Annotated in this window: 16 protein-coding genes and 1 pseudogene; 11 read left to right on the forward strand and 6 right to left on the reverse strand. The window is 60.0% G+C overall.

Going from position 1 to position 15,402, the window contains the following annotated elements; all coding sequences use genetic code 11:
* Window positions 1-3: 3 nt before the first annotated feature.
* Window positions 4-1,707, reverse strand: coding sequence for a type IV-A pilus assembly ATPase PilB (gene pilB, locus Q8K09_RS10695; protein WP_305254948.1), 1,704 nt, complete (start codon window positions 1,705-1,707; stop codon window positions 4-6).
* Window positions 1,708-1,941: 234 nt separating this feature from the next.
* On the opposite strand from pilB, the gene Q8K09_RS10700 reads away from it, so the two are divergent.
* The 6 genes from Q8K09_RS10700 (at window position 1,942) to Q8K09_RS10725 (ending at window position 5,541) form a co-directional block, all read left to right on the forward strand.
* Complete coding sequence (locus tag Q8K09_RS10700) at window positions 1,942-2,127, forward strand: prepilin-type N-terminal cleavage/methylation domain-containing protein (RefSeq protein ID WP_305254949.1); 186 nt, start codon at window positions 1,942-1,944, stop codon at window positions 2,125-2,127.
* Window positions 2,128-2,162: 35 nt separating this feature from the next.
* Window positions 2,163-2,627 carry a hypothetical protein gene (locus Q8K09_RS10705; protein ID WP_305254950.1) on the forward strand — a complete coding sequence of 155 codons (465 nt, stop codon included), beginning with the start codon at window positions 2,163-2,165 and terminating at the stop codon, window positions 2,625-2,627.
* 86 nt (window positions 2,628-2,713) lie between these two features.
* A complete protein-coding gene (locus Q8K09_RS10710; protein ID WP_305254951.1) occupies window positions 2,714-2,893 on the forward strand; it encodes a prepilin-type N-terminal cleavage/methylation domain-containing protein in 180 nt (59 codons plus the stop codon).
* A gap of 83 nt (window positions 2,894-2,976) precedes the next feature.
* Window positions 2,977-3,786, forward strand: coding sequence for a hypothetical protein (locus tag Q8K09_RS10715; RefSeq protein WP_305254952.1), 810 nt, complete (start codon window positions 2,977-2,979; stop codon window positions 3,784-3,786).
* A gap of 1 nt (window position 3,787) precedes the next feature.
* Window positions 3,788-4,627, forward strand: a complete 840-nt coding sequence (locus tag Q8K09_RS10720) for a hypothetical protein (RefSeq protein WP_305254953.1) — start codon at window positions 3,788-3,790, stop codon at window positions 4,625-4,627.
* On the forward strand, window positions 4,624-5,541 hold the full coding sequence (locus Q8K09_RS10725) for an ABC transporter ATP-binding protein (protein WP_305254954.1): 918 nt from the start codon (window positions 4,624-4,626) through the stop codon (window positions 5,539-5,541). The genes Q8K09_RS10720 and Q8K09_RS10725 overlap by 4 nt, the downstream gene beginning before the upstream one ends.
* Window positions 5,542-5,983: 442 nt before the next feature.
* On the opposite strand, the gene Q8K09_RS10730 is transcribed toward Q8K09_RS10725, so the two are convergent.
* From Q8K09_RS10730 to nadC, 5 genes are all read right to left on the reverse strand, one after another.
* Window positions 5,984-6,343, reverse strand: a complete 360-nt coding sequence (locus tag Q8K09_RS10730) for a type II toxin-antitoxin system PemK/MazF family toxin (protein ID WP_305254955.1) — start codon at window positions 6,341-6,343, stop codon at window positions 5,984-5,986.
* Window positions 6,337-6,585: an antitoxin gene (locus Q8K09_RS10735; protein ID WP_305254956.1), complete on the reverse strand. Its 249-nt coding sequence runs from the start codon at window positions 6,583-6,585 to the stop codon at window positions 6,337-6,339. The genes Q8K09_RS10730 and Q8K09_RS10735 overlap by 7 nt, the downstream gene beginning before the upstream one ends.
* A gap of 332 nt (window positions 6,586-6,917) precedes the next feature.
* Window positions 6,918-7,202: a type II toxin-antitoxin system RelE/ParE family toxin gene (locus tag Q8K09_RS10740; protein WP_305254957.1), complete on the reverse strand. Its 285-nt coding sequence runs from the start codon at window positions 7,200-7,202 to the stop codon at window positions 6,918-6,920.
* Entirely contained in the window at window positions 7,192-7,434 is a 243-nt protein-coding gene (locus Q8K09_RS10745; RefSeq protein ID WP_305254958.1) for a CopG family ribbon-helix-helix protein, read from the reverse strand. The genes Q8K09_RS10740 and Q8K09_RS10745 overlap by 11 nt, the downstream gene beginning before the upstream one ends.
* A gap of 100 nt (window positions 7,435-7,534) precedes the next feature.
* On the reverse strand, window positions 7,535-8,383 hold the full coding sequence (gene nadC, locus Q8K09_RS10750; protein ID WP_305254959.1) for a carboxylating nicotinate-nucleotide diphosphorylase: 849 nt from the start codon (window positions 8,381-8,383) through the stop codon (window positions 7,535-7,537).
* Window positions 8,384-8,704: 321 nt separating this feature from the next.
* On the opposite strand from nadC, the gene Q8K09_RS10755 reads away from it, so the two are divergent.
* The 5 genes and pseudogenes from Q8K09_RS10755 (at window position 8,705) to Q8K09_RS21285 (ending at window position 15,383) form a co-directional block, all read left to right on the forward strand.
* Complete coding sequence (locus Q8K09_RS10755; protein WP_305254960.1) at window positions 8,705-10,993, forward strand: DUF1631 domain-containing protein; 2,289 nt, start codon at window positions 8,705-8,707, stop codon at window positions 10,991-10,993.
* A 459-nt stretch (window positions 10,994-11,452) separates the two neighbouring features.
* Window positions 11,453-12,016 (forward strand): 1,6-anhydro-N-acetylmuramyl-L-alanine amidase AmpD, encoded by a 564-nt coding sequence (gene ampD / locus Q8K09_RS10760; RefSeq protein ID WP_305254961.1) that lies wholly within the window; start codon window positions 11,453-11,455, stop codon window positions 12,014-12,016.
* Complete coding sequence (ampE, locus tag Q8K09_RS10765; RefSeq protein ID WP_305254962.1) at window positions 12,013-12,849, forward strand: regulatory signaling modulator protein AmpE; 837 nt, start codon at window positions 12,013-12,015, stop codon at window positions 12,847-12,849. The genes ampD and ampE overlap by 4 nt, the downstream gene beginning before the upstream one ends.
* A 1,472-nt stretch (window positions 12,850-14,321) precedes the next feature.
* Window positions 14,322-14,525: pseudogene (locus Q8K09_RS21280) on the forward strand (HAMP domain-containing protein); the annotation flags it as partial.
* Between the two features lie 153 nt (window positions 14,526-14,678).
* Complete coding sequence (locus Q8K09_RS21285) at window positions 14,679-15,383, forward strand: methyl-accepting chemotaxis protein (protein WP_370869511.1); 705 nt, start codon at window positions 14,679-14,681, stop codon at window positions 15,381-15,383.
* The last annotated feature ends 19 nt before the right edge of the window (window positions 15,384-15,402 follow it).

Below are 15,402 nucleotides of genomic sequence, written 5' to 3' on the forward strand. Positions count from 1 at the left end.
CGGTTAGTCCTTTGTCACGCGGTTCACTTCTTCGAGGCTGGTGATGCCCTGCATGGCCTTCAGCAGGGCCGAAGTGCGCAGGTCATTGAAGCCGTCTTTGCGCATTTGCGCGGAGATATCAATGGAATTGCCTTCTTCCATGATAATCCGTTGCAATGCAGGCGTGTTTTTAACCACTTCATAAATTCCGATACGGCCCTTGTAACCGCCGTTGCAATTTTCACAGCCCACCGGCCCGTAAATCTTGAAGCTGCCGATCTGCTCTGCCGGGAAGCCTTCCTCCAGCAGCGCCTCACGCGGGATCTGCACTTCCTTCTTGCAATGCCCGCATAGCTTGCGCGCCAGGCGCTGGGCGATGATCAAACTGACCGAGGTGGCGATGTTGAACGAGGGTACGCCCATGTTGCGTAAGCGGGTCAGGGTTTCCGCGGCGCTGTTGGTGTGCAGGGTCGACATCACCATGTGCCCGGTTTGCGCTGCCTTGATCGCGATCGAGGCGGTGTCCAGGTCGCGGATCTCGCCGACCATGATGATGTCCGGGTCCTGACGCAGGAAGGCGCGCAGCGCGGCGGTAAAATCCATGCCCTGTTTGGGGTTGACGTTGACCTGGTTGATGCCTTCCAGGTTGATCTCCACCGGGTCTTCGGCGGTGGAGATATTCACGTCCACGGTATTGAGGATGTTCAGGCCGGTGTACAGCGACACCGTCTTGCCCGAGCCGGTCGGCCCGGTCACCAGGATCATGCCCTGCGGCTGCTTGAGCGCCGCCATGTACAGGTCTTTCTGCCCCGGCTCGTAGCCCAGCGCATCGATGCCCATCTGTGCGCTGGAGGGGTCGAGAATCCGCATCACGATCTTCTCGCCCCACAGGGTCGGGCAGGTGCTGACCCGAAAGTCGATCGACTTGGTTTTCGAGAGGCGCATCTTGATCCGCCCATCCTGCGGCCTGCGGCGCTCGGAAATATCCAGCGCCGCCATCACCTTCAAGCGTGCCGAGATGCGTGGCGCCAGCTGGATCGGTGGGCGGGCGATTTCCTGCAAAATACCGTCGGTGCGAAAACGCACCCGGTAGGTTTTTTCGTACGGCTCGAAGTGCAAATCCGAAGAGCCGCTCTTGATCGCGTCCAGCAGCATCTTGTTGACGAAGCGCACCACCGGCGCGTCGTCGGCACTTTCGCCGGCAACCCCGTCTTCCTTGTTGTTATCCACCGCCTGCACGTCGAGGCCGTCGAGGTCGACGTCGGCCAGGTCTTCCATGCCGCTGTTGGTCGACTCGAAGAACTTGTCGATGGCATCGCCAAGCTTGTCGTCCTCCACCAGCAGCGCTTCGGTACTGAGGCCGGTGCTGAACTGGATGTCGGTAACCGCCTGGTGGTTGGTCGGGTCAGACAGGGCCACGAACAACTTGTTGCCGCGCCGGTACAACGGCAGCACGCGGTGCTGGCGACACAGCTTTTCGCTGACCAGTTCGCGCGGCTGGCTGTCCTTGTCGATGGCCTTGAGGTCGCACAGCGGCACGCCGAACTGCTCGGAGGCGATTTCCGCCACTGCGCTGCTGCTGGCCAGCTTGTTCTGCACCAGGTAAGACACCAGCGGGATCTTGTTGCGCAGCGCCTGGGCCTGGGCCTGGGCGGCGGCGCGTTCATCGAGCAGTTCGGCGTTGACCAGTTGCCGAGCCAGGCCGGTCAGATTCGGAGCGTCGTTCATTGCAGCCTGCTAATCGAAGGGAGGCGGATGCTGCTGACTTATAGCCTATACGCGCGCCAAGCCCAAGTGCGGCAGCTACGGCTGACAAAAAACGTCAGTTGTTGCCGTGCTGGGTGCGGGCTGGTTTGTGCTGGGCTGCGGGCAATCCCTTGTTTGGCGTGTTCTGTTGAGTTGGCACGTCATCTGCTATATCCCTAGCAGGTCAACGACCTTAACCACACTAGGAGCTTATCCATGAAGTCTCTCAAGAAACAAAAAGGTTTTACCCTGATCGAGCTGATGATCGTAATTGCGATTATCGGGATTTTGGCTGCTATTGCTATTCCGCAGTTTAACGAGTACCGCGCTAGGGCCAACGATTCCACAGCTAACGCTGATGCGAAAAACGCCATCACCGTAATGACGGCTGCTCAGCGCTAGGCTGAAACCAACGAATCGTTTCTGGAGAAAAGATTATGAAAAAAGTAATTTTTGGATTGGTCGCTGGACTTGCTGTTTCAGCTAACGTAATGGCAGCAGATGCTGGTGCAGCTATTCCAAGTGGTACGGCCATTGATACAACGGTTGCAGCAGGTTGCTCGTTGTTATCTGAGGCAGTTGTCATAAACTTATCGAATAATGTTTTTGGTGCATATGCTTGCAACGTTGTAGACAACATCATTGCTGTTGCTACATGTCATCCGACTGGGCGCAAGGGCCCTGTAACCGTAGCTTGTCTTACTGACGCTACCACTCCGGTTCCAGGCTGCACAGCTACCCCAGATACTGGGGATGCAGCTAATGCGGGTACTGCATCGGTGCAAGGCGGGCTTGCCTACACTGGTAGTTCGAACGGTGGGCGTGTAGGTGGTACCAATGCGGCTACCTGTGTTGCTGGCGGTAACACCATCGCCGAGGCTGCAGCTGCAGCGCTACCTTAACCCGCGTAGGTTCAATAGAAAGAGGGGCTTTGAGGCTCCTTTTTTTATTGATGGTGAGCCTAGACAGTATGCAGTCGGAGCTTGGTATGAGGAAGCCTACGCGAGGTTTCAGTCTGATTGAACTAATGATTGTTGTTGCGATTATTGCGATATTGGCTGCAATCGCTGCGCCTTTATTTAACAATCACAAGGCGCGGGCTGCCGACGCCAGCGCTTTTGCAGATGCCAAAAATAGTATGCAAGTGATGGCTGCGGCGCAGAAGTAGTTTGGTTTATATTTGGCTCGATCGCGGTGGTTTTTTTACAGGCTAAGTACCTCCCTTTATTACTGCATGAGTTTATTGATGTAATGTCCATGTCTTCCGATTTTCTTGTCGCCATTCGTATCGCAGTACGGGCGCGGTTTTTTTTGTTCACGTTCTGGCTGTTTATCGTCTTGGTAGTAGTGGTTCTAATGGCAGCGCAGTTCAGTGCTCGTCAGCCTGCGACCGTTGCATTGGATATTGGCTTTTCGACTATTCGCCTGCTGTTGCCACTGGGGGTAGTGCTATTGATTCAGGAGTTGCTCTCCCGCGAGTTTGATCGGCGCTATTTCCTCAACTCACTGGCTTATCCGCGTCCACGGTATAAGCTGTTGCTTGGCCGTTTTGCCGCAGTTGCCGTCTTGACCCTTGGCCTGCTGCTGGCAATCGCGTTGTTGTTGGCGCTGCTGGTGGGGTTGATTAGCCAGGGTTATGCGCAGGGTACCCCGGTGGCGTTGGATCACCATTATCTGGTAAGTATTGCTTTTTTCGCGTTGGATTTGCTGCTGCTGACCGCGCTGGCCTGCCTGCTCGCCGTAGTCGCCTCGACCCCTAGCTTCGTACTGATCGGCACCTTTGGTTTTATGCTGGTGGCGCGCTCCTTTGCCGCCATTATTGAGTTGCTTACTCGTGATGCTTCGCTGGTCGGCGATGCCGAGAACTACCGCGCAGGTGTCGGCCTGCTTGGTTACTTGCTGCCGGATCTCGGCGCCTTGGATGTGCGCATGGTCGCCCTCTACGGCAGCATGGACTTCCTGCCCGCCGACTGGCCTTGGCTGCTGCTCTCCAGCCTGGCTTATATAGTTGCCTTGTTGGCGCTCGCAGTCTGGGCGCTGCAACGCAAGCGGTTTGCCTGATATGCGTAGCCGCTACGCTCCACTTTTGCTGGCTCTGTTGGGCTTTGCCTTGTTTGCCGGTATAGCCTTCTGGCGTGCCCAGCAGCCGTTGTCGCTCGAGCAACCGCAGGTACAGGATCGGGTGGTGATCGCCGCGCCTATCCTGCTGGCGCTGTATGGCGGCGATCGCTTCCTCGCCGCCGATCTGGAAACTATGCGCCTGGCTGCCACCGGGATACAGGATGGCCAGAGCGATACTAACTATCTGATCCGCGCCCAGCAGGTCGTCGCGCAGCTGAATGGCTGTCATGAAGACAACTATTACCTGGCCAACGGCCTGCTCACCTGGGGCGGCGCGGTCAGCGAGGGCAGTCAGGTGCTGCGTGCGGCGGTGCAGTGCCGTACCTGGGACTTTGCCCCGGCGTTTTTCTATGGCATCAATCTGGCGTTCTTCCAGCGTGATATCGCCGAGGCGCAGCGCATTCTCGAACTGGGCGCGCAGCGCTCGCCGGAGAATGCCGCAGGCCTGCGCAAGCTGGCGGTGATGCTGCAGGCGGAAACCTTCGCCGATGAAAAGCTGGCCTTGAATTACCTGCTGCAACAGCGCGATGCCGCCAGCGACCCCAAATTGCGCGATATGCTCGACAAGCGCGTCGTGCGCCTGCAAGGTCTGGTCACCCTGCGCCAGGCACAACGGCGTTTCGAGGCGGAAAACGGTGTGCTGACCAGGCTGGAGCAACTGGTCGAAGCCGGGCTATTGCCGGCCTTGCCGGATGACCCGCTCAGGCTCGGCTACGAGTTGCGCGAGGGGACAATCATTTTGAAGAAACTGAAAATCGCCGGCATGGAGGATCAGTCGTGAGTGCTGCACTGGAATTTCATGGCGTCAGCCAGACCTTTCGCGTCAAGGGCAAGGCGGTGCAGGCGCTGCGCGAGGTCAGCTTCAGCCTGGCCGAGGGCGAAGTGTTCGGCTTCGTCGGGCCCAATGGCGCCGGCAAGTCGACCACCATCAAGGTCATGCTCGACATCATCAACGACTACCAGGGTCGGGTCAGCCTGTATGGCACCTGCGCGCGCCAGGCCGAGGCGCGCCAGGGCGTGGCCTACGTGCCGGAAGCCCCGGCGCTGTACGAGCAATTCACCCCGCTGGAAATCCTGCGTATGGGCTTGTCCATGTACGGCATCCGCCGCGCGGACGAAAAGGCCTGGTGCCTAAACTGGCTGGAGCGCTTCTCCATCGGCGCCTCCGCCAACCGGCGCATCCGCGAGCTGTCCAAGGGCACCGTGCAGCGCGTGGCGCTGGCCCACGCCATGGTGGTGCAGCCCAGGTTGTTGGTGCTCGACGAGCCGCTGTCCGGCCTCGACCCGGTCGGGCGCAAGGATGTGGTGGATATCCTCAACGAGTACAAGAGCCAGGGCGGCGCGATCTTCTTCACCTCCCACGTGCTGCACGACGTCGAACGCATCGCCGACCGCTTCGGCTTCATCAACCAGGGCCAACTGCTGACCGTGCGCTCGCCCCGCGAACTGGCCGCCGAACGCGCCGACTACATGCTGGTGCGCTTCAACGCCGACCACGCCATCCACCCCGACGCCCGCCCACTGCGCGACGGCGAGTTCGAATACGAACTGACCCAAGCCGCACTGCCAGCCTTCATCGCCCAACTCAACCAGACTGGCGGCCACCTGCTCACGGTAAAACCGGCGGTATCGCTGGAAAGCGTGTTCTTCAAAATCCTCGACGCCGCCGCCGGCAAACCCCAGCCCACCCATTAGAATGCGGCGGCCCTCGGCGCTTTTGTAGGATGGCGTTGAGCGCAGCGATACCCATCAACCGGTTGCCAAACCGCCGAATTTTATTGGTTTGCCGCAGATTTTCGTGATGGGTATCGCTTCGCTCACCGCTACAGCATGGGTATCGCTGCGCTCATCCTACGCGGCCCGCACCATCCTACGGGGTCGTAGGCTTTTGTCGGATGCGGCGGGCCGCGGCGGCTTTTGTAGGATGTGGTTGAGCGCAGCGATACCCATCAACCGGTTGCCAAACCGCCGAATTTTATTGGTTTGCCACAGATCGCTGTGATGGGTATCGCTACGCTCAACCCCATCCTACGGGAGGTGACCGCAGCGCCTTTGTAGGATGTGGTTGAGCGCAGCGATACCCATCGGGAACCTCAGGGTCAGAGTCGATTTCTGGTACCGACCACTGATCTCCGCTCTACTCCTCCAGCAGAGCACCAACACAGTCGAGGACTTGCACGATGTCGGTCGGCGCTTGTTCTTTGAAGCTGGCCTTGCGCGCTCGCCAGTCAAGCGTGCGAACCTGATGGCTGTGAATGCTGCCCTGAGTGTCGGCACCAGAGCCCATCAACGTGACCAAGAACCCTTGGTCGCGTGCATTCTCAGCTCGGCCCTGAGATACCGGACAGACCAGCGCGAGTCCAAAGGCGTCGTTGAATTCACGTTTTGATAACACCAGGCAGTAATGCTCACCCTGCATCTCGCGACCGGTGGACGGGTCGACGTTCAAATGCCAGAGTTCACCTCGACCGGGCACACTCGGTGGACGCCTCACCATTGTTCGTTGCCGACCGCTGCCATTTCATCCCAGCCTTCGACCCGCGCCTCTTTCGGGGTCGCGGCAATCAGTTCGGCCAGGGTGGGTTTCTTTCGGCTGGGCTTTACCACCAGGGCATCCCCTTCGATTTTCCAAACCAGCTGGCAGCCGGCAACCAAATGGTTCTGGGCTGCAAACGCCGCCGGTACCGCCAAAATCAATGAGCCGCCCGAGCGGCGAAGCGCAACAGTACCCATGTCCATATCCTCTTCATGTTTTACATAAGTAAAACTAGGCATTGGTCAATAGGGAAATCTTGGCGTGGTAACCCTGCCGTGGACGCTCTACGTCCGTCGTGCTGAGGCGGTTTGGCACGGTTACCCCTTGTGTTTGCATGTGTGCAAGGTGGCGGATGATGGTGCGCGGCAATCTCCACGTTTACTGCGCTTGCGCCGCACAATCCGTAGGGTACGCTGGGCCGCACAGGCTGCGCGCACCAATGAACCCACACCACGGTCGCGGAAGTCGGTGCGCACGGCGCACCCTACGGGCGACGGTTTCGCACGCCAGATCGTAGGGCGGAATCGTAGTGCCGTTACCAGCGTTGCGGCTGGCTCCGTGAGGTATGAAATACCCGCAGTATCTCTATGATTTGGCGATTCACGCGGTAGGGGATCAGGTATCGGGAATCGAGTACGACTAACTCCCGAGTGCCGGGGACTCGGCCGGGGCGGCCAAGGTCGGGTTGGGTTTCAAGCAGGGCGATTGCTGCCAGGATGCGTGATGCGGTGCGTTGAGCTGCTTGTGGGTCTTCAGCTGCAATGAAAGCGATTTCTTCGTCCAGGTTGCGCAGGGCCGTCCGTAGCCATTTAATCTGCATTCACGCCCCACTTGTTGCGCAGCGCTGCTACTTCGGCAGGGCTTGCAAAGTCGCCATTATCGGCTTCGGTGAATGCGCTTTGGATTTCCCCGATCTGCCATTCGTTTAGCGCGATGTACTCGCGAATAGCTTCTGCAGCCAGAAAAGACCTGCTCCTGTTGGTCGATCCGGCCAGGGCGTCCAGGCGAGCCTTGGTGTCTTCCTCTAGTCGGATGGTCATTGTGGTGGACATGGCAATTATCCCTAGTGCGTGTTTGTGTACAAAGTAGCACATGATCGGTGCGGGACAAATTCTGACCTGAGGCCTGCGCCGTTTGCCGCGACCTGACTGCTTACAAGCTCAACCGCATCGATAAATCCACCGCCTTCACGTCCTTGGTCAGGGTGCCGATGGAGACGTAGTCGACGCCGGTTTCGGCAATGCTGCGCAGGGTGCTCTCGTTGACGCCGCCGGAGGCTTCAAGCTTGGCGCGGCCTTGGGTGATGGTCACCGCGTGGCGCATGTCGTCGAGCGACAGTTCGTCGAGCATGATGATGTCGGCGCCGGCGTCGAGGGCTTGTTGCAGCTCTGCCAGGCTTTCCACTTCGACTTCCACCGGTTTGCCGGGGGCGATCTTGTGCGCGGCTTGCACGGCTTCGACGATGCCGCCGCAGGCTGCGATGTGGTTTTCCTTGATCAGGAAGGCGTCGTACAGGCCGATGCGGTGGTTGTGGCAGCCGCCGCAGGTGACCGCGTATTTCTGCGCCAGGCGCAGGCCGGGCAGGGTCTTGCGGGTGTCGAGCAGTTTGACCGCGGTGCCGTGTACCAGGTCGGCGTAATGCTGGCAGCGGGTGGCGACGGCGGACAGGGTTTGGAGGAAGTTCAGGGCGCTGCGCTCGCCGCTGAGCAGGGCGCGCGCCGGGCCTTCGAGGTGGAACAGGACCTGGTTGGGGCTGACGCGCTCGCCGTCGCGTACTTGCCAGTGCACGGCAACGCGCGGGTCGAGCTGGCGAAACACGGCATCGACCCAGGCCGTGCCGCAGATCACGGCGGCTTCGCGGGTGATGATGGTAGCGTGGGCCAGGCGTTCGGCCGGGATCAGCTGGGCGGTGATATCGCCGCTACCAATATCCTCGGTCAGGGCGCGCCGCACATTAGCCTCGATTTCGGCAGTCAGGTCGGCGAGGGTTAGGTTCGGCATGGTCGGCTCCGCGGTCAGGGTCGGGCGATTATAGGGATTGCCGGCGGCGGTTGCAGCGAGATTGCGCGTCTGCGGCCGGGTACGGTGTGGTCTGGCCTTAATGGTTGCGTTGGTCGGGTAGTGCTCGTCGTTGTGCGGCGGGTGCTTTATATCTGTGACCTGTGTCATGTCCGCAGGAAAAGCTTGTTCGCGATGAGCGCGGCACACCTATAATGCTTTTAACTTAAATTGACGCCATAACTTTGACGTCACGGATGACGCTCGGTTTGTTGCGATGTAGATCGGTTGGCCCAGGCAGGGGCGGTCTGCGGGAGAGTCACAATGAAGACTGACGCGAATGTGGTGCACCTGAACAAGGTAGCCGCGGAGCAATCGCCCACTTCACCGGCAGGAAGACTGCCCGTGGCGCTCATTCATTTGCGCGACAAGGCCGTGCAACAGCTCAAGCAAGCCTTGCAGGCGTTGTTCGACAATGCCGACGATACGCTGTTCGAGATGGCCGATCGGGCAGCCAGCAATGGCGAGCAGAACGCCTTCTTTGAAGCCATGCGCGACCTGCGTCTGAAGCGCAAGAATATCGAGCGCAGCTTCCTGCAGAAAGTCATCGAGCCTTTCGCCACTCTCAATCAATACGAAATTGGCAAGCCGGTCGAGGCTGTTTCGTTCGACAGCCTGGCGCTGGTGCAGCACGACGAGCTGGAAGAGTCGGTGGCGTTGGACGCCATGGTGGCCAAGGTCATGAGCCGCGATGGCGTGGCGGTCAGCCACCTGACTACGCGGCTGAATGCGCTGGTCAGCAAGAAGCTCGACGACATGTCCAATCCGCTTGGTCCTGCTTTGCTGTGTGGCGCTTTTCTCGAGGCGTGCAGCAGCTTGGGGGTGGAGATCAAGGTCAAGCTGATCATCTTCAAGTTGTTTGAAAAATATGTGCTGGCCGATCTCGATCAGCTCTATGCCGAAGCCAATCAGAGTCTGGTCACTGCCGGTGTGCTGCCGGAGTTGAAGTCGGCGCCTGCACGGCGCAACCCGGAGCGTTCCGGGGCGGCTGGGCAGGTGGGTGGCATCACTGGTGAGCAGGCCGGTGAGGGCGTGCAGGAAGTGTTCGTGGCCTTGCAGACGTTGCTTGCCCAGGTGCGCGGCACCGGCTTGCCACGGCGCGAGCTGCCGGCCGATGCGGCGCCGATTACCAGTAATGACCTGCTGCGTTTGCTCTCCCATATGCAGCAGCATGCACCGGCGCAGGTGAGTAATGATTTCGACCTGCGCGAGCAGCTTGAACAGCTGCTCAGCCGCGCCAGCGTCAGGAGCGGCAAGGCGCGGGTGGTTGGTGAAGTTGATGAGGACGTTATCAATCTGGTGTCGATGCTGTTTGAGTTCATTCTCGATGACCGCACCCTGCCGGATTCGCTGAAAGCCTTGATCGCGCGTTTGCAGATTCCCATGCTCAAGGTTGCGGTGCTGGACAAGACTTTCTTCAGTCGCGGCAGCCATCCGGCTCGGCGTTTGCTCAATGAAATCGCCTCGGCCGCCCTGGGCTGGGGTGAGCAGGACGATAGCCAGCGCGACAGCCTGTATCAGAAGATCGAGCAGGTGGTGCAGCGCCTGCTCAATGACTTTGTCGACGACCCACTGATATTTTCCGAATTGCTGGCGGACTTTCTCGCCTTTACCGGTAACGAGCGGCGGCGCAGCGATCTACTGGAGCAGCGCACTCGCGATGCCGAAGAAGGCAGCGCCAGGGCTGAACTGGCGCGCCGCGAGGTGGAGCAGGTGCTCAATGAGCGCCTGCTGGGAAAGTGCCTGCCCGAGGTGGTGGTGCGCCTGCTGCAGGAGGCGTGGAGCAAGGTGCTGATGCTGACCTGCCTCAAGCACGGTGCCAACTCACTCGAGTGGCAGGCTGCGCTGGCGACCATGGATGATCTGGTCTGGAGTGCGCAAACCCACGAGGACCCACAGGCCCGTCTGCGTTTGCTCGAACTGGTGCCGGGTCTACTCAAGGCGTTGCGTGAAGGAATGGCCAGTGCGGCGTTCGACCCGTTTTCCACCGGCGAGTTTTTCAGTCAGCTGGAGGCGCTGCATGTGCAGGCGTTCCAGCGGTTCAAGCGAGTGATGCCGGCTGTCGACACGGTTCAGCGCGAGGTGCCGGCAGCGCTCGACGCTGAGATGAATGCGGCCTTGCCTGCGGGCGATGTCGAGATGCCCTTGCTGGAGCTGCCGCCAGCGCTAGAGCCACATGGTGTGGCGATGGTCGAGGTGGTCGAAGAAATCGTGCTGCTGGCGCCAGGTCGAAGCACCCCGGATGAGACCGAGATTTGCCTGCCAGATGATGACGAAGCCCTGCTGCAGGTGGATAACCTGCGCGTAGGCAGTTGGGTGGAGTTTCAGGAAGACGAGGAGTACAAGCTGCGCTGCAAGCTGGCGGCGGTGATCAAGCCGACTGGCAAGTACATCTTCGTCAACCGCACCGGCATGAAGGTGCTGGAAAAGACCCGCATGGGCCTGGCTGTGGAATTCCGCCGCAAGAGCATTCGCCTGCTCGACGATGCGCTGCTATTCGACCGGGCGCTGGAATCGGTGATCGGCAACCTGCGTAGGCTCAAGGGCACCTGAGGCTGTCTATGCGGCACTCGAGGCTGCCGTTGTAGGATGGTGCGGGCCGCGTAGGATGAGCGCAGCGATACCCATCAAGCGGTTGGTGCCTGTACCCGCCGGCATGGCGACTATCGATGATGGGTTACGGCGCCTTTGTTCTGCTGACGGCAGGTCAATTCGCGGGCGCCTAACCCATCCTACGAAATCGCGGCGTTCCACGTCCCGTAGGATGGTGCCGTCAGCTCCCGTAGGATGGCGCGGGCCGCGTAGGATGAGCGTAGCGATACCCATCAATCAGTCAACGGCCCTTCGCGGCCAAGGCCCCTCCTACGGTGCGAGGGTGTTCTTGTGGGGGGGGCTTGTCCGCGAACGCCGCAGGCCCATGAGCAAGTTTAGACGTGGTGACGATCAGCAATCGCCAGTGCTTGGCCCCGCTGCCGGCCTGCTCTAGAGTGGTGGCTCGTCCAAGGAGCCTTTATGCAGCTGGATCCCCGCAGTGGCTGGTGCCAAGGTGCACACCACTGTCCATCGCCCAATTTCAATCAGCGCCCGCAGGGAGAGGTTTCCTTGTTGGTGATCCATAACATCAGTCTGCCGCCTGGGCAGTTCGGCACCGGCAAGGTGCAGGAATTCTTCCAGAATCGCCTGATCGCCGATGAGCATCCATACTTTGCCGAGATTGCTAGCTTGCGCGTGTCGGCGCATTTTCTGATCGAGCGCGACGGCGCGGTCACCCAGTTTGTCTCGTGCGGCGAGCGCGCGTGGCATGCCGGGTTGTCGTGTTTTGCCGGGCGTGAAAACTGCAACGACTTTTCTCTGGGGGTCGAGTTGGAAGGCACCGATGAGCAGCCCTTCAGCGATGCGCAATATGCCGCATTGGTTGAGCTGACGGCCGAGTTGCAAAGGGTGTATCCGTCGCTCACCCTAGAGCGTATCTGTGGGCACAGCGATATCGCCCCGACCCGTAAAACTGATCCCGGCCCGGCGTTCGACTGGTCACGCCTGCGTGCCGCACTGATGGATAGGAAGGAGCACGTATGAGTTTTCTGGTGTTGTTGCTGGTGCTGTGGGTCGAGAAGTTTTCAGCGTGGCGCAACAAGATCCAGCAGGACGGCCCCTGGCTGCGGCTGTTGGCTAAAGTGGAGGGGCAAGCAGGCGGTGTCCAGAACCCATGGTTGGCGATTGCGCTGCTGGTGGTTCTGCCGCTGCTGGCGCTGGGTTTGCTGCTGATTGTGCTTGAGCCGCTGGCCTACGGTTGGTTGGTGTTGCCGGTGCACCTGCTGGTGCTTATTTACAGCCTCGGGCGGGGCGACTTGCAGGCGGCGCTCGGGCCGTTTCGCGACAGTTGGCGGCGCGGCGATAGCGAGGCCGCCTATCTGGTCGCCCGGCGTGACCTGGCTCTTGAAGCCGACGAGGAGGGCGCGCTGCTGCAGCGGGTGCAGGGGCATCTGGTGTGGCAGGCTTATCAGAGTTTCTTCGCGGTGATTTTCTGGTATGCCCTGCTTGGCCCGTTGGCGGCCTTGGCGTATCGGCTGTTGGCCCTGCTGGCCGAGCATGCTGGGCAGGAGAACTTGCGTGAACGCGCCGTGCAGTTGCGGCATGCCTTCGACTGGATGCCGGTGCGGGTGCTGGCGGCAAGCTTCGCCCTGGTCGGCAATTTTGTGGCGGTCAACCGGGCGTTGCTGCACGAACTGTTGAGCTGGGATATCACTGCTGCGCAACTGGTGATCGATGTCGGGCGCGCGGCGTGCGAAACGCCGGAGCCGGTGCTCGGTGAAGCCGGGGTGAGCAGCCTGGATGGCTTGTGGCAGCTGCTGGTGCGTGCGGCCGTGTTTTGGTACGCCGTGTTTGCCCTGTGGGAGCTGTTTTACTGAGCCACTGCGGTCGATGGGTTAGGCGCTCGCAACTTGACCGGTTGTCAGTAGAACAGGCGCGCGGTAACCCATCATCGTAGGTGTAGGCATAAATCGCCCGATGGGTATCGCTTTGCTCAAGCCTACGCGGCCCGCACCATCCTACGCGCCGCACCATCCTGCGTGACCGCAGCGCTTTTGTAGGATGGCGTTGAGCGCAGCGATACCCATCAACCGGTTGTCAAACCGCCGAATATTGTAGATATGCCGCAGATCATCGTGGTGGGTACCGCTTTGCTCAAGTCTGCGCGGCCTGCGCCATCCTGCGCTTACCTAAAGTTACAGAAACCCACGTCGATAACGGGTATACAAGGTAGGTGCTCAAGCAATGAGCTGCGCTACCGGCATCTTCCGTATTGATCAGGACGTCATGGGTCGGGATGCATGAGAGGCGATGGTTTTTACCATGGTCTTTCTGACTCGACTTTGTAGCGCCACATAACAATAAAAGTGGGAGACGCCCTTTGAAGACCGTGCTGTATCCGGCCATCGCGCTAATGAACCGCCTCAGCTTCGGCATGAAGTTCAGCTTGATCAGTGTCCTGTTCTTTCTGCCCATGCTGGTCACCAACTTTTATCTGGTGCGTGACTCCTACCGCCAGTTCGTCAGCACCCAGGCGGCGCTGGAGAGTCTTGAGCTGTTTGGCACGGCACTGCTGATGCGGCGCGATCTGGAACGCTTTGCCGGCCTGCTGGAAGTCAAAATGATGATCGGCCAGTCTGACAACTCAGGCGATCTCGATGCTCGAATCTCCCGTGAGCAGAGTGGGTTGGAGGCTTCGTTGCAGGGCTTGATGCCGGTTGCGCATGAGGCTGATCAAGTTGTCGAGTTCAACACTCGGCGTGACGAAATGATCGCCGATCTGCAGATCGTGAAACTCGATGATTCGCTGCAGAACAAAGCTGCCGTGGCGCAGAAGCTGCTGGGCAAACTGCAGGTGTTCATTCGGTTGGTCGCTAGTCAGGCGGGTCTGAGCCAGGATCGACAGAATGATGTGCGGCAGATGACCGAGCTGGTCTCCGTGGTTACGCCCAGGGTTACCGCGGCGTTGAGCGAGGGGCGTGCGGTAGGTGCCTACTCCCTGGGCCAGGGCTTCCTCAACTCTGCGGCGAGCATCAAGCTTGATGACCTGCTGCTTGAGTTGGAAAAACTCCATGGTGACTACGGGCAGAGTCTGCAAGACGCGCTGAATACCAGTCAGGACGCCCGTACGGCCCTGGAAAGTCTGGCCGAGGCCAGTCAGTCGACGCTGCAGGACGCTGTGCGGTTATTCGAAGACAAGGTGGTGGTCGCCGATACGCTGGACACGCCATGGCCACAGTTTTTCGATGAGGTCGGCGCAATAATCGGCACGACATACCAGTTCAACGATGCGGTGCTGGCATTCCTTGAGCAGCAACTGCAGGAGCGCCTGCAGGAAAATCGCGGACAGATGGCCTTGCTGGTGGTTGCGCTGGTGGTTGTATTCCTGCTGATCGGTTACCTCTATGGCGCCTTCTACGTGTCGACGCGCAGCACGTTGAAGAGCCTTGGTGAGGTTATGGACAAGGTTGCCGCAGGCGACATGACGGTTAGTTTCACGCCGCAAAGCAAGGATGAGTTGGGCGAGTTGGGGCTGGTGTTCAATCAAACCGTGAAGAAAATCCATGACTTGATCGAGCGGGTCGGTCAGACCGTGGTCGAGGTCGAGCGTCAGGCCGATAGCGTCGAGTTGGTCTCCGGTGAGAGCAACCAGGCGGTCGCCGGGCAGCGCAGCCAGATCGAGCAGGTGGCGACGGCGATGAACCAGATGTCCGCTACCGCCCAGGAAGTGGCACGCAGTGCGGCCGCGGCGGTCGATAGCGCGCAAAGCGTGAACCGCGAAACCGTTAACGGTCGCGCTTTGGTCGAGTCCCAGGTGGGCAGCATTCAGCGCCTGGCCGGTGAGATCGACCAGTCGGTGGTGGTGATCAATCAGCTGGCCAGCGACAGTGCCTCGATCAGCCAGGTGCTGGACGTGATCAAGGGCATCGCCGAGCAGACCAACCTGCTGGCGCTCAACGCAGCCATCGAGGCCGCGCGTGCCGGTGAGCAGGGCCGTGGTTTCGCGGTGGTTGCCGATGAAGTGCGCAACCTGGCCAAGCGCACTCAGCAGTCCACCGGGCAGATCGAGAGCATGATCGGCAAGCTGCAGGGTGGCGTCGGTGCGGCGGTCAAGGCGATGGGCGCCAGCCATCAGATGGCCAGTGGTACGGTCAGCGAGTCGGCCAAGGTGCAGCTGGCGCTGGAGAATATTCTTGCCGCGGTGGGCATGATCGTTGATCAGAGCCAGCAGATTGCCGCCGCCGCCGAGCAGCAGACTGCAGTGGCTCAAGATATCGATCAGAACATCGTCGAGATCAATCATGCCGGCGAGCGCGCAGCTGTCGGCGCCAGTCAGGCCGCGACAGCTAGCCGCGAACTGTCCGGGCTGGTGTTACGGCTTAAGCAATTGATTGGCGCGTTCCGCGTCTGAGCGTCGTCGCAGCACCGAC

Origin of the sequence: Pseudomonas sp., from assembly GCF_030683065.1 — a bacterium.
Lineage (GTDB): Bacteria > Pseudomonadota > Gammaproteobacteria > Pseudomonadales > Pseudomonadaceae > Aquipseudomonas.